Below are 14027 nucleotides of genomic sequence, written 5' to 3' on the forward strand. Positions count from 1 at the left end.
AGCAGGGGTCCGGCAAACGAGGTCGACGCTAGAAAGGTCAGGGTAAAGTGAGCAATACCAGAAGTTTGAGCGTCCCGGCGCTCGGTGGTGAGCAGAGCCTCAATCGCTATCTCTCCGAAATCAAGAAATATCCCGTGCTGACGCAGGAGCAGGAATACATGCTCGCCAAGCGTTACGAAGAGCATGAGGACAGCGAAGCTGCGGCGCAGCTCGTCACCTCGCACCTGCGGCTGGTGGCGAAGATCGCCATGGGCTATCGCGGCTACGGCCTGCCCGTTTCGGATCTCATTTCCGAAGGCAATGTCGGCCTGATGCAGGGCGTGAAGAAATTCGAAGCCGACCGCGGCTTCCGCCTCGCCACCTATGCCATGTGGTGGATCAAGGCGAGCATCCAGGAATACATCCTGCGCAGCTGGTCGCTCGTGAAAATGGGTACCACCGCCGCGCAGAAGAAGCTGTTCTTCAACCTTCGCCGGATGAAGAAGAACCTCGATGCCTATGAAGACACCGACCTTCACCCGGACGATGTGAACAAGATCGCGACCGATCTCGGCGTGCCCGAGCAGGAAGTGGTCAACATGAACCGCCGGATGATGATGGGCGGTGACGGTTCGCTCAACGTGCCGATGCGCAATGGCGAAGAAGGCTCGGGCGAGTGGATGGACTGGCTGACCGACGATCGTCCGCTGCAGGACGAGACGGTTGCCGATACCGAGGAAAAGGAAGTGCGCCACGAAATGCTGGTGGAGGCGATGGACAGCCTCAACGAGCGTGAACAGCACATCCTCACCGAACGCCGCCTGACGGAGAACCCGCAGACGCTCGAAGAACTTAGCCAAGTCTACAACGTCAGCCGCGAACGCATCCGTCAGATCGAGGTTCGCGCCTTCGAGAAGCTGCAGAAGGCGATGCAGCGCATCGCTGGCGACCGATTGCTGCCCGGCGTGGCCTGATCCGCCAGACTGAACATGAAAACGGCGTGAGAGGATGGACCTTTCACGCCGTTTTCTTTTATGGGCCACATGATGATACGGTCGCTGACACGTTTCCTGTTCAAGTTCCTTGTCGGCTTCCTCGGACTGAGCGTGGCGCTCGTCCTGCTGTTCAAGTTCGTCCCGGTTCCGGTTACCGCCACGATGGTCCTCGACGGGAACGGAATCACCAAGGACTGGGAACCGCTTTCGCAGATCGATCGCAACATGGTGCGCGCGGTGATTGCCGCCGAAGACGGCAAATTCTGCAGCCATGACGGTTTCGACCGCGAGGCGATCGAGACGGCCATGCGCGAGAACGCAGAAGGCGGGCGTATCCGGGGCGGCTCCACCATCAGCCAGCAGACCGCCAAGAATGTCTTCCTGTGGCAGGGTGGCGGCTATTTCCGCAAGGGACTGGAAGCCTATTTCACGCTGCTGATCGAGAAGATCTGGGGTAAGCGGCGCATTATGGAAGTTTACCTCAATGTCGCGGAAACCGGCATCGGAACCTATGGTGCCGAGGCCGGGGCGCAGCGATATTTCGGGAAGAGCGCGGCATCGCTGAGCCCTCTCGAATCCGCCCGCATGGCGGCGGCTCTCCCACTCCCGAAGGAACGGTCGGTCAAGAACCCGGGCGGCTGGCTGCGCGGCCATGGCAATACGATTTCCGCACGTATCGGTATCGTCGCCCGTGACGGGCTCGATTCCTGCGTTTACCAGTAGGTTCGATGGAAGCGGGTCACAGCCACGAACACGGACATGCGCACGGGGCGGGACACGGCCATGCGCCTAAGGATTTCGGCCGCGCCTTCCTGATCGGCATCGTGCTGAATACCGCATTCGTGATCATCGAGGCGGTCTATGGCTGGCTTTCCGGATCGATGGCGCTGATTGCCGATGCCGGACACAATCTCTCGGACGTAATGGCGCTGATGCTGGCCTGGGGGGCAAGCGTAGCCGCGAAGAAGCCGGGCAATGCGCGCTTTACCTACGGTTACAAGAGTTCGACCATCCTCGCGGCGCTTGCCAATGCAGGGCTGCTGCTTATCGCGATCGGGGCAATCTCCTTCGAAACGATCCAGCGCATTGCCGATCCAGCACCGGTGGAAGGCACGACGATGGTCATCGTGGCGGGTATCGGCATCTTCATTAACGCTGGAACAGCCATGCTGTTCATGCGGGGGCGCAAGCACGACATCAACATTCGCGGAGCGTTCCTTCACATGGCGGCGGATGCACTGGTCAGTCTCGGCGTGGTCATCGCAGGCATCGCGATCCTGCTCAGCGGCGCACTCTGGATCGATCCACTGGTCAGCCTGCTGATCGTGGCAGTCATTGCCTGGGGGACGTGGGGGCTGCTTAAGGATAGCGTTGCCATGAGCCTGCTCGGTGTGCCGAAGGGCGTATCGGAAAGCCGCGTTCGCGGGTATCTGGTCGGACTGGAAGGGGTGAGCGAAATTCACGAGCTGCATATCTGGCCCATGTCGACGACCGAAACGGCGCTGACCGCGCATCTGGTGATGCCGGATGGCCATCCGGGTGACGCTTTCCTGCGCGAGATCGGCCACGAGCTGGAGCACCATCACCGGATCGGCCACGCGACCATCCAGATCGAACAAGCGGGCCTGCATTGCAGGTCCCGGTGCTGATGATGCCATCCGGAAGCGATGCACGCGATCGGCTCGAAGCGGCAATGGCTCGCCTTGCTGGCGGCGATCGCAGCGCGCTGGAGGAAATCTATCGGAGCACCTCGGCGAAACTTTTTGGAATTTGCCTTCGTATCTTGAAGGACGAAAAGGAAGCCGAGGACGCGTTGCAGGACGTTTACATCTCTCTCTGGCGCAGGGCCGACCGCTACGATGCGGAGCGGGCGAGTCCGATAAGCTGGCTTGCCACATTCGCGCGGAACCGCGCGGTGGACCGGCTGAGGGTGGGCAAGGTCCGGCAGGGCAGCGTGCCCGCCGAACACGCCGCGCCGATTGCCGACGAGGCACCGCTTGCAGAAAGTTTGCTGATCGATGCAGAGCATGATGCGCGCATCCATCATTGTCTCGATCGGCTGGACGAAAAGCCGCGCAGCGCGATCCGCAGCGCCTTTTTCGACGGCCGCACTTACGCCCAGATCGCGGAGGCTGACGGGATACCGCTCGGCACGATGAAGAGCTGGGTACGCAGGGGACTCCAGAAATTGAAAGCATGTCTGGAGCGCGGCGAATGAGCGAGGATTTCCGCCCCGACGACTTTCTTGCGGCCGAATACGTGCTCGGCCTACTCGAAGGAGAGGATTTGCTCGCAGCCCGCGCACGGGAGGCATCCGATGAAAAATTCGCTGTCGAGGTCGCACGTTGGCAGGACCAGCTGGCGCCGCTGCTCGATACGATCGATGCGCGCACGCCGCGCGAGGAAGTCTGGAAAAGGATCCGGGACGAGTTCGATACGCTTGGCGATAGTGCCGAGATCATCTCGCTGAATACGCGGCTCCGGCGCTGGAAAATGGCCGCCGGAACGGCCGCTGCCGCAGCTGTTGCGGCCATATCCGTGCTGGTTCTTTCCCCTTCGCAGACACCCTCGTCCGCGCCCACCGCCGAGCCGCAGGCACCTCTCGCCGCATCGATCCCGATTGCCGATACGCAGTTGCGGCTGGCTGTCACATACCTCCCCGACCGTCAGGAATTGCTGGTCTCGGCCAGCGGACTGACCGCTGATGGAGTGCACGACCACGAGCTCTGGCTGGTACCCCGGTCCGAGGATATGCCGCTGCTTTCCCTCGGTGTGGTCGCGCCCGGCGAAGAACGCCGTATATCTCTGGACCAGGCTGTCGCCGAGCAAATGGCGGATGGCTCTCCTCTCCTCCTCACCCGGGAACCGCTGGGCGGCAAACCACCCGGCATTGATGCAGGTCCGGTCGTGGCCGAAGGACGCATGCAAACGATCTGAAAATTTTTTGCATCCGCATTGCGGCGGCTTTCGTAACTCCATGCACAAGTTGGACGGGGCTTGTGAGATAGAGGAGTTATACCAATGACCATTTCGACCCAGTTGAAAGCCGCAGCAGCGGCATCTGTTCTTGCCATGGGCGGTTTCGCCATTGCTGCATCCGGCCCTGCGCTCGCCCATAATCACAAGGAAAAGCCCGCACAGGCTCAGACCAATATCGTCCAGACCGCAATCGGAACGGGCTTGCACGAAACGCTGGTCGCCGCTGTTCAGGCTGCAGACCTGGTCGACACGCTGTCCTCGCCCGGTCCCTTCACCGTATTTGCGCCGACCGATACCGCATTTGCCGCCCTGCCCGATGGCACGGTGAGCACGCTGCTCGAGCCGGCTAACAAGGGCCAGTTGCAGAACATTCTCACCTACCACGTCGTGGCAGGCCGAATTCCCGCCGCACAGCTTTCCGCTGCAATCAAGACGAATGGCGGCAGCTACACCTTCGAGACGGTTGCAGGCGCCGAACTGACCGCGAGTTTCGCAGGCGAGAACATCGTCATCACTGACGGTGCCGGCGGCACCAGCACCGTGACCATGGCCGACGTGAAAACCACCAATGGCGTCATCCACGTCACCGACGGTGTCTTCCTGCCGGGTTGATCCCTAAATCAGTCAACAACGCCGCTAGGGCTACCTCCCCCTTTCGAGAGAGCGGCGTCACTGCCCCGTCCGGCCACCCCATCGGCCTGGCGGGGCCTTTTTCTAGCCCCAAACGCAAAACGCCGCGAGGTTCGAAAACCGCGCGGCGTTTTTAATAACTGGGAGAGTGAAAGCTAGGCCGCTTCTTCCTTGGGTCCGTGAACCTGGATCGGATCCTTCTTGCCCTCGACCACATCGGCATCGATGACGATCTCGGTCACCCCGTCCATGTCCGGCAGGTCGAACATCGTATCGAGCAGGATGCCTTCGACGATCGAGCGCAGGCCGCGTGCGCCGGTCTTCCGCATGATGGCCTTTTCCGCGATCTTCTGCAGGGCATCCTTCTTGAAGGTCAGTTCGACATTCTCGAGTTCGAACAATTTCGCATACTGCTTGCACAGCGCGTTCTTCGGCTCGGTCAGGATGGTGATGAGCGCATCGACGTCAAGATCCCGCAGCGTCGCGATGACCGGCAAACGGCCGACGAATTCGGGGATCAGCCCGAACTTCAACAGATCTTCCGGTTCGCCCTTCTCGAGCAGTTCGCCCACACGGCGTTTGTCCGGATCGGCGACATGCGCGCCGAAGCCGATCGAGCGCTTCTGCAGGCGGTCCCCAATGATCTTTTCAAGACCCGCGAAGGCGCCGCCGCAGATGAACAGGATGTTCGTGGTGTCGACCTGCAGGAATTCCTGCTGCGGATGCTTGCGGCCGCCCTGAGGCGGGACAGAGGCGGTCGTGCCTTCCATCAGCTTGAGCAGCGCCTGCTGGACGCCCTCACCCGACACGTCGCGCGTGATCGAGGGGTTCTCGGCCTTGCGCGTGATCTTGTCGATCTCGTCGATGTAGACGATGCCGTGCTGCGCCTTCTCGACATTGTAGTCCGAAGATTGCAGCAGCTTGAGAATGATGTTCTCCACATCCTCGCCCACGTAACCGGCTTCGGTCAGCGTGGTGGCGTCGGCCATGGTGAAGGGCACATCGAATGTGCGAGCCAGCGTCTGCGCCAGCAAAGTCTTGCCGCAACCGGTCGGACCGACGAGCAGGATGTTCGACTTGGCGAGTTCCACATCGCCTGCCTTGCCGCCGTGCTTGAGACGCTTGTAGTGGTTGTGAACCGCGACCGAAAGCACACGCTTCGCGCGGTCCTGCCCGATCACATAGTCATTGAGCGTTTCGAAGATTTCGGAAGGCGTCGGAACGTCGCCGTCCTTTTTACCGGAAATACCCGCCTTGGTTTCTTCGCGGATGATGTCGTTGCACAGCTCGACGCATTCGTCGCAGATGAACACGGTCGGGCCCGCAATCAGTTTGCGCACCTCGTGCTGCGACTTACCGCAAAAACTGCAGTACAACGTGGATTTACTATCGGTTCCGCTCAACTTGGTCATTTCCTGCTCTGCCCCGCCAGCCCAAAATACAGGGATTCGCCGACTCTAGGCCGGTACGGGATTCGGTCAACATTTCACTACCAGCAACCCCTTGCCATAAGCTGAAGGCGCAAGGTTGCCGATTTCCTAGGACAATAATGCAACAGTCCCCCAGAGAGACAAACGGGGGACGTTGAAAGGATGGCTATTCGGGCGCTCCGCCCGAACCCTTGTCCGCGTCCTTGATGGGCTCGTCGTCGCCTTCGTTCTCGGGACGGGCCTCGAAAACCTTGTCGACGATGCCGAATTTCATCGCTTCATCGGCTTCGAGGAAGGTGTCACGGTCCATCGCCTTCTCGATGTCCGACAGGCTCTTGCCGGTATATTGCACGTAGAGATCGTTCATCCGCTTGCGAATGCGCAGGATTTCCCGCGCCTGGATTTCGATGTCACTCGCCATGCCGCGGGCCCCGCCCGAAGGCTGGTGGACCATGATGCGCGCATTGGGCAGCGCGATACGCATGCCGGGTTCACCCGCTGCAAGCAGGAAGCTGCCCATCGAGGCGGCCTGACCGATACAGACAGTTGAAACACGCGGCTTGATGTACTGCATTGTGTCGTGGATCGCCATGCCAGCAGTCACCACGCCGCCGGGCGAGTTGATGTACATGCTGATGGGCTTGGACGGATTTTCGCTTTCAAGGAACAGCAGCTGCGCCACGATGAGCGAGGCCATGTTGTCTTCCACCTGCCCGGTGATGAAGACGATGCGCTCGCGCAGCAGGCGGCTGAAGATGTCGAAGGCGCGCTCGCCGCGGCTCGACTGCTCGACCACGGTGGGCACCAGCGCCCCGGTCAGGGGGTCGCGGTCGAACTGGCCCTGCGAACCGTGCGCGTCGCTGCCGAAGAGGTCGATCATGAAAATCCTTCCGTCTGAATATCGAGGGTCTATGTCGCCATAGCACCCGGAATGTTCAAGGGTCTTTCCGCCCAAATGCGCAACTAACCTCCAACGGCCTGACGGTGCGGATACCGGCCTTTGTCACCCATCCCCGCTCCAATGGTTTTGATCAGCCACCGAAATTGACATTCGTCGGACCCGTTAGGCGCTCATCGTAAGAAAAATGTCCTTGATCGACCGAGACTGGGGCGCCTCAGTTACAGTTGTAAACGGCGTGGCGAGAAAGACAGGAGATACAATGCCGCACTCGTTTTCCGCCAGCGCAATTACCATCGCTTGCGCGCTTTGCCTGCCTGCCAGCCTTGCTGCGCAGGATGAGGACGCCGGTGCAGCGCCCGCCGCCCCCATGCCCGGCGCAGCCCGCGTGTTCGAGCCCGTCTACTTCGAGCAGTTCGCCCCTCGAAATGCGCTCGACATGGTCACGCGCATCCCGGGCTTTACCGTCACCGGCGGCAACGATCAGGGCCAGCGCGGTCTGGGGCAGGCGACACAGAACGTAATCGTCAACGGTGAACGCCTTTCGAGCAAATCCGACAGCATCGAGGACCAGTTGCGCCGGATACCGGCCACCGATGTAATCCGGATCGAACTCGTCGACGGAAACACGCTCGACATTCCGGGGCTGACCGGACTGGTCGCCAATGTGATCTACAAGAGCAACGGCGCGTCCGGGCAGTTCCGCTGGACCACCGGGTTCCGCCCCCACAATACCGAGGCGCAATTGTTTGGCGGGGAAATCTCGCTCACCGGTAGTGAAGGAAGGCTCGACTATACGGTTGCGCTGTCCAACCCGAACGAGCGCTTCGGCGCGGATGGGCCGATCCTGATAACGGACGGAGCCGGCAATCTGATCGAAGAGCAATATTCGCGCTTCTCTGGCAAGTTCGACGAGCCCAAGCTGGCCACGACATTCGGCTATGACTTTGGCGGAGGTGTCGAGGCCAATCTCAACCTGAACTATGGCGAGGACTTCCTTTATCGCAACGAGCCGGAGATCGGCTATCCGGTTTCCGGACCGGTGCGGACACGGACGGTCGATACACACGAGGATGGCCCGCAGTACGAGATCGGCGGGGATATCCAGTTTCCTGTGGGTCCCGGGACGCTCAAGCTCATCGGGCTTGAACGCTACGAGCGAGACAATTTCACCCAGACCCTCATCGATCGCTTCGACGATGGCACCGCGCCGACCGGCTTCCGTTTCCTGCAGACGAACGGGATCGGCGAACGTATCGGACGCGCGGAATACAGCTGGAAACTTTGGGAGGCTGACTGGCAGCTTTCGGGAGAAGCCGCCTTTAACCGCCTCGATCGCCGATCATCCCTGTTCGAACTCGATGCGGACGAGGATTTCGTCCAACTGCCCTTCCCCGGCGGCAATGGCGGAGTGCGCGAAGAACGGTACGAAACCAGTCTCAGCTTCTCGCGCGCGCTGTCCCCGACACTTTCGGTACAGGCGATCGGCGCCATCGAGTTCTCCAAGATAGAGCAAACCGGGGACATGCCGAATTCACGCAGCTTCAAGCGCCCGAAAGGATCCGTCGCCGCCACCTGGAAGCCTGCGGACGACTTCGATGTCTCCTTGACCCTTGCGCGCCGCGTGAGCCAGCTCGGCTTCGGCGATTTTCTTGCCAGCGTTTCACTGAACAACGACAATCAGAATGGCGGCAACAACGAGCTGGTCCCCTATCAAAGCTGGAACATCGAGGTTGAGGCGAACAAGCGGCTCGGCCCGTGGGGGTCGTTGAAACTCGAGGCCCGCCAGGCATGGTTCGAGGATTTCATCGACTGGTTTCCCCTGCCCAACGGCGGGGAAGCGCGCGGCAACATCGGTGATGCGAACCGGCTCCACCTGCAGGCCAATGCAACGATCAACCTCGAACCGATCGGCTGGAAAGGAGCGCGCTTCGATATTGCCGCGATCAAACGCTACATGTACGTCGATGATCCGTTCACCGGTGTGGAGCGCGGCTTCTCCTACGATCAGGAAGGCGGCCTCGAAATCGATTATCGTCACGATATTCCCTCGACCGACTGGGCCTATGGTGCAGGCATAAGCCATTTCGACAATGCGCCTTATGCACGGCGCTTCGAAGTCGGGCGCGAATGGGAGGGGCCTTTCTTCGATACGCTGTTCGTCGAACACAAGGACGTGATGGGCCTGACCGTGCGCGCGCAGGCAACCAACCTCTTGCTGGACGCTCGCAATCGCTTCCAGCGCACCGTGTTCGACGGTTCTCGCACGGATGGCGACATACTGTTCCGCGAAGATGTCGATCGCAGGATTGGGCCGATCTATCGCCTCACGATAAGCGGAGACTTCTAAAGCGCGCTTGCTTTCGCATGGAGCGCTGTCAGGGTGCGGATATGATCCTCCGCGCCCTGCCGCTCGCCCTTGTCCTAACCCTTGCCGCATCGCCATCGACTGCCCAGCAGGCGGAAGAAGATGCCCAAGCCTATCTAGAACGGATCGCGGCGATTGACGATGCGGGACCGCAGCTTAACGCCGTGATCGCAGTCAACCCTCAGGCGGTAGAGCAAGCACGCGCTGCCGAGGCAGGCGGCGGCTTGCTCGAGGGCCGCACGATCCTGGTAAAGGACAATATCGAAACCCGGGAATTGCCGACCACCGCAGGCAGTCTGGCGCTGGCGGAGAATCGAACCGGGCGCGACGCGCACCTGATCGGCAATCTGCGCGCTGCCGGGGGCGTGGTGCTGGGCAAGGCCAATCTCTCCGAATGGGCCAATATCCGCGACAACAATTCAACCAGCGGATGGAGCGCGGTCGGCGGGCTCACACGCAACCCCTATGCGACCGACCGGAACGCCTGCGGTTCGTCCTCGGGCAGCGGGGCGGCGGTAGCTGCAGGACTGGCATGGGCCGCAATCGGCACGGAGACGAACGGATCGATTACCTGCCCGGCAAGCGTGAACGGTGTGGTGGGTTTCAAGCCAAGTGTCGGTGTGGTCAGCCGCACCCACGTGGTCCCGATCTCCAGCACGCAGGATACCGCAGGGCCCATGGCGCGCTCGGTTGCGGATGCCGCATTCCTTCTCTCGGCGATTGCCGGGCGTGACCCGAAGGACGAAGCAACGCTCGCTGGTCCGGGCAGGACAGATTTCCACACCGGCCTCGAAGAATTCTCGCTGGAAGGCGTGCGCATCGGCGTGATGCGCAGCCAGGTCGGCGACCGGCAGGACCTGAAGGATGTCTTCGAGACCGCGCTATCCGATCTGGAAGCCGCGGGCGCCACCTTGGTTGATATCGAGTTCGAACCGAATGAAGAGATGTACGGTGCAAGTTTCACCGTATTGATGTTCGAACTGCGCGAAGAAATGGGCAGGTATCTCAGTAGCCTCCCAGGGGACGGCTTGCCTCGCAGTCTTGCGGACCTGATTGCCTTCAACAAGGCAAATGAGGATCGCGAGATGCGCTGGTTCGGTCAGGATCTTTTCGAACTGGCGGAAATCTCAACCGACCGCGAAGAGTATGAGGAGGCGCGGGCTATTGCAGTGCGGATCGCTGGGGAAGAAACCTTGGACATGCTGATGGAAGAAAATGATGTGGCCTTCCTGATTGCTCCTACCCGGGAGCCGGCATGGACCAGCGATCTCATCAACGGGGATAATTTCAACGGCAGCATCGGTTTCGGCTCGCCCGCGGCAATTGCCGGATATCCGCACCTCACCGTGCCGATGGGTTCGATAGAGGGTTTACCTGTGGGCATTAGTATATTCGGCGCGAAATGGAGTGACTTCGAGGTGCTCCAGTTAGGCGTCGCTTACGAACGCACACGGAGCGCCAAGCTTCCCTCCCCGTCGCTCGAACCCTGGGTCCCCGCCCCGGTTGAAGCGGAGTAAGCGTTGTTGGAATTCGACCCGCGTATCTTCATGTTCGTCATCTTCGGGCTGGGCCTGATGCTGGCGGTATCGCTGGAACGCTACCTGGCACGCTTCTGGTTGTCCCTTCCGATCATCTACGTCGGGGCGGGTTACATACTGTTCTCCCTCCCGCTGGGGTTGCCGCACATCAACCCTACGGTGGACGGCTTCGATGCGGTTACGCTGGAATATGTGACCGAGTTTATCGTGATCGCATCGCTCATGGCGGCAGGCATCGCCATCGACCGGCCGGTGAGCTGGGCCAATTGGCGGCAAATCTGGCCATTGCTGGTCGTCGCAATGCCGCTCACCATTGCTTCGGTCGCATTTCTGGGCTGGTGGGCGCTGGGCCTTGCCCCCGCATCGGCCATCCTGCTTGGCGCGGCCCTCGCGCCGACCGACCCCGTTCTGGCGCGCAGCGTGCAGGTCGGCCCACCGGGCGAGAACAAGCGTCATGACGTCCGCTTCAGTCTGACCGTCGAGGCTGGGCTGAACGATGGACTGGCTTTCCCTTTCACCTACCTTGCGATTGCGGCGGTTGGCATGACGAGCCTGGGCGCATGGACGCTGGAATGGGCTGCGCTGGATCTGGGCTGGCGGATACTGGCGGGCTGTGCGGTAGGGTGGGCTGTCGGGCGAGCCGGCTCATGGTACGTGTTCGAACGTGAAGCCGATGCGCCCATCGAGGAGATCGGCGAGGAAGAGGAAGATAGCGCGGGGAAGCCCAAGTATTCGACCAGTGAAGGGTTGATTGTGCTCGGCGCGTTGCTCCTCGCCTACGGACTGGCCGAATTGGTAGAAGGATACGGGTTTCTCGCCGTTTTCGTGGGTGCAGTCACGGCCCGCCAGCGCGAGAACCGCAGTCGCTATCACAAGATAAGCCATCACTTCATCGATCAGATCGAACAGATCGTGCTCGTAGCCGTACTTTTCGGTTTCGGCGCGATGCTGGCGAGCGGAGTACTCGCGCCACTCACATGGCCCGGCGCACTGATCGCACTTGCACTGGTCTTCGTAATCCGTCCGATAGCGGGATTCCTCGCCGAGGCACGATCCGACCTTCCGATGATCGGGACTCTGGCTATCGCCTTTCTGGGCGTCCGCGGAATGGGATCGATCTATTATCTGGCCTACGGCCAGAACCATGCCGATTTCGCCCAGCTCGACCAGCTATGGGCCGTAACCAGTTTCGCCATCCTCGTCTCCATAGTGGTGCACGGGATCGTCTCGGGACCGTTCATTCTCTTCGCCGAAAGGCGCAAATCGCACATACATTCAGGGCAGGAAGAAACGATGCTGTCCCATACGCCAAGCGGCCGCCCGTTCATGGTCGAAGGCACCAACGATTCGGAATAGGAACGAAAAGGGCGGCAGGATCACTCCTGCCGCCCTCTGCGATTGGTCGTAGTCGAACCGCTTACTTCTTCTTCGAAGCAGCCTTCTTGGCCGGAGCCTTCTTCGCGGCAGGCTTCGCATCATCTTTTTTGGCCGCAGGCTTCTTGGCCGGGGCTTTCTTGGCTGCAGGCTTCTTTTCGCCTTCGTCCTTTTTCGCCGCGGCCTTCTTTGCAGGTGCCTTCTTTGCCGCTGGCTTCTTCTCGTCAGCCTTCTTCGTGTCGGCCTTCTTGGCAGCGGCTTTCTTAGCCGGAGCCTTCTTCTTGACCGGCTTCTTCGCAGCTTCGGCGTCTTCTTCGGCCTCGATCGCGGCTTCGAGCTCGTCGCGCGTCACTTCGCGGTCGGTGATCTCGGCCTTGTCGAAGAGGAAATCGACGACCTTGTCTTCATAAAGCGGTGCGCGGAGCTGAGCAGCAGCCATCGGTTCCTGCTGGATATACTGCATGAACCGTTCGCGATCTTCCGCGCGATACTGCTGGGCCGCCTGCTGGATGAGCATGCTCATTTCCTGCGAAGTGACCTGGACGTTGTTGGCCTGTCCGATTTCCGACAGCAGCAAGCCGAGACGCACACGGCGTTCGGCGATGTGGCGGTAATCTTCCTTCTCGGCTTCCATTTCCTTGAGCATCTCTCCCGGATTTTCCGAACGAGCGGCTTCCTGCTGGAGCTGGTTCCAGATTTGGTCGAACTCCGCATCCACCATTCCCTGCGGGACGGCGAAATCGTGACCTGCTGCAAGCTGATCGAGCAGCGAGCGCTTCATCTGTGTGCGCGTAAGCCCGGCAGTTTCCTGCTCGAGCTGGCCGCGCAGCAGTTCCTTCAGCTTGTCGAGCCCGTCGAGACCGAAGTTCTTGGCGAAATCGTCGTCGATCTTGGTGTCGCCTTCGACCTTCACCTGCTTCACGGTAACGTCGAACTCGGCCTTCTTCCCAGCGAGATGCTTCGCCTGATAGTCTTCGGGGAAGGTCACTTCGATGGTCTTGCTGTCACCGGTTTTCACACCCGTCAGCTGGTCTTCAAAACCGGGGATGAACATGCCGGAGCCAAGCACCAAGGCGGCGTCTTCGGCCTTGCCGCCTTCGAATTCCTCGCCGTCCACGCGGCCGACGAAGTCGATGATCAGCTGGTCGCCCTCTGCGGCCTTCTTCGTCTTGGCGGCGTCCTTGTAGCTCTTGTTGTTCTCGGCCAGCTTGCCGATCGCGTCCATGACCTGCTCGTCGGTGACAGGAACGGTCAGGCGCTCGATCTTCAGATCGTCGGTCGAAGGCGTATCGACTTCGGGAAGCACTTCGAGCTCGATGGTAAGGGTCGCGTCCTTGCCTTCTTCATAGCCGTCGCCGATTTCAACCTTCGGCTGCATTGCGGGCTTCAGCTTGTTGTCCGCCATCGTCTTGTCGACCGATTCGCGAATCATCTCGTTCACGGCTTCGGCATGAAGCTGTTCGCCATGCATCTTGCGCACGAGATTGGCCGGGACCTTGCCTGGCCGGAAACCGGGCATTTTCACCTGCGGAGCAATCTTCTTGATCTGCGAATCGATGCGGGCATCGATTTCCTTCGCGGGGATGGTGATCGCGTAGGCCCGCTTGAGGCCTTCGTTGGCGGTTTCTTTGATCTGCATGGGATTAAGGACTCGCGAGTTTCTACTATTTATCTGAGCGAAGGCCCGCGTCGGGCGAAATTGGTGCGGGCGAAGGGACTCGAACCCCCACATCTTTCGATACTGGTACCTAAAACCAGCGCGTCTACCAATTCCGCCACGCCCGCAAACCCGAACGAAGTCGTGCGCCAGCGTGGGTACGCCGCGCATATAGGCGC

Annotated in this window: 12 protein-coding genes and 1 tRNA gene; 9 read left to right on the forward strand and 4 right to left on the reverse strand. The window is 60.5% G+C overall.

Annotated elements, in window-relative coordinates; all coding sequences use genetic code 11:
• The first annotated feature begins 47 nt into the window (after window positions 1-47).
• The 6 genes from rpoH to GRI69_RS02895 all read left to right on the forward strand — a co-directional run bounded on the left by rpoH (window position 48) and on the right by GRI69_RS02895 (window position 4565).
• Window positions 48-953: an RNA polymerase sigma factor RpoH gene (gene rpoH / locus GRI69_RS02870; protein ID WP_337191012.1), complete on the forward strand. Its 906-nt coding sequence runs from the start codon at window positions 48-50 to the stop codon at window positions 951-953.
• Between the two features lie 69 nt (window positions 954-1022).
• Window positions 1023-1697 (forward strand): monofunctional biosynthetic peptidoglycan transglycosylase, encoded by a 675-nt coding sequence (gene mtgA, locus GRI69_RS02875; protein WP_419957058.1) that lies wholly within the window; start codon window positions 1023-1025, stop codon window positions 1695-1697.
• Between the two features lie 5 nt (window positions 1698-1702).
• Window positions 1703-2623, forward strand: coding sequence for a cation diffusion facilitator family transporter (locus GRI69_RS02880; protein WP_160726793.1), 921 nt, complete (start codon window positions 1703-1705; stop codon window positions 2621-2623).
• On the forward strand, window positions 2623-3192 hold the full coding sequence (locus GRI69_RS02885; RefSeq protein ID WP_160726794.1) for a sigma-70 family RNA polymerase sigma factor: 570 nt from the start codon (window positions 2623-2625) through the stop codon (window positions 3190-3192). The genes GRI69_RS02880 and GRI69_RS02885 overlap by 1 nt, the downstream gene beginning before the upstream one ends.
• Window positions 3189-3911 (forward strand): anti-sigma factor, encoded by a 723-nt coding sequence (locus tag GRI69_RS02890; protein WP_160726795.1) that lies wholly within the window; start codon window positions 3189-3191, stop codon window positions 3909-3911. The genes GRI69_RS02885 and GRI69_RS02890 overlap by 4 nt, the downstream gene beginning before the upstream one ends.
• A gap of 84 nt (window positions 3912-3995) precedes the next feature.
• The gene (locus GRI69_RS02895; protein ID WP_160726796.1) at window positions 3996-4565 is read left to right on the forward strand and encodes a fasciclin domain-containing protein; all 570 of its coding nucleotides are present in this window, start codon (window positions 3996-3998) and stop codon (window positions 4563-4565) included.
• Window positions 4566-4738: 173 nt separating this feature from the next.
• Here GRI69_RS02895 and clpX read toward each other — a convergent pair whose 3' ends face one another.
• On the reverse strand, window positions 4739-5995 hold the full coding sequence (gene clpX, locus GRI69_RS02900; RefSeq protein ID WP_160726797.1) for an ATP-dependent Clp protease ATP-binding subunit ClpX: 1257 nt from the start codon (window positions 5993-5995) through the stop codon (window positions 4739-4741).
• 184 nt (window positions 5996-6179) lie between these two features.
• Window positions 6180-6893, reverse strand: coding sequence for an ATP-dependent Clp protease proteolytic subunit (locus GRI69_RS02905; protein ID WP_160726798.1), 714 nt, complete (start codon window positions 6891-6893; stop codon window positions 6180-6182).
• 280 nt (window positions 6894-7173) lie between these two features.
• Here GRI69_RS02905 and GRI69_RS02910 point away from each other — a divergent pair, with 280 nt between their 5' ends.
• The 3 genes from GRI69_RS02910 to GRI69_RS02920 are packed head-to-tail and all read left to right on the forward strand — an operon-like array spanning window position 7174 to window position 12173.
• Window positions 7174-9261: a TonB-dependent receptor plug domain-containing protein gene (locus GRI69_RS02910; protein ID WP_237452900.1), complete on the forward strand. Its 2088-nt coding sequence runs from the start codon at window positions 7174-7176 to the stop codon at window positions 9259-9261.
• A gap of 41 nt (window positions 9262-9302) precedes the next feature.
• Window positions 9303-10796 carry an amidase gene (locus GRI69_RS02915; RefSeq protein ID WP_160726799.1) on the forward strand — a complete coding sequence of 498 codons (1494 nt, stop codon included), beginning with the start codon at window positions 9303-9305 and terminating at the stop codon, window positions 10794-10796.
• A 3-nt stretch (window positions 10797-10799) separates the two neighbouring features.
• Window positions 10800-12173 (forward strand): cation:proton antiporter, encoded by a 1374-nt coding sequence (locus tag GRI69_RS02920; RefSeq protein ID WP_237452901.1) that lies wholly within the window; start codon window positions 10800-10802, stop codon window positions 12171-12173.
• Window positions 12174-12234: 61 nt separating this feature from the next.
• Here GRI69_RS02920 and tig read toward each other — a convergent pair whose 3' ends face one another.
• Window positions 12235-13830, reverse strand: coding sequence for a trigger factor (tig, locus tag GRI69_RS02925; RefSeq protein WP_160726800.1), 1596 nt, complete (start codon window positions 13828-13830; stop codon window positions 12235-12237).
• Window positions 13831-13891: 61 nt separating this feature from the next.
• Window positions 13892-13976 (reverse strand) — tRNA-Leu (locus GRI69_RS02930).
• Between the last annotated feature and the right edge of the window lie 51 nt (window positions 13977-14027).

Origin of the sequence: Qipengyuania vulgaris, assembly GCF_009827325.1 — a bacterium.
In the GTDB taxonomy this organism is placed as follows: domain Bacteria; phylum Pseudomonadota; class Alphaproteobacteria; order Sphingomonadales; family Sphingomonadaceae; genus Qipengyuania; species Qipengyuania vulgaris.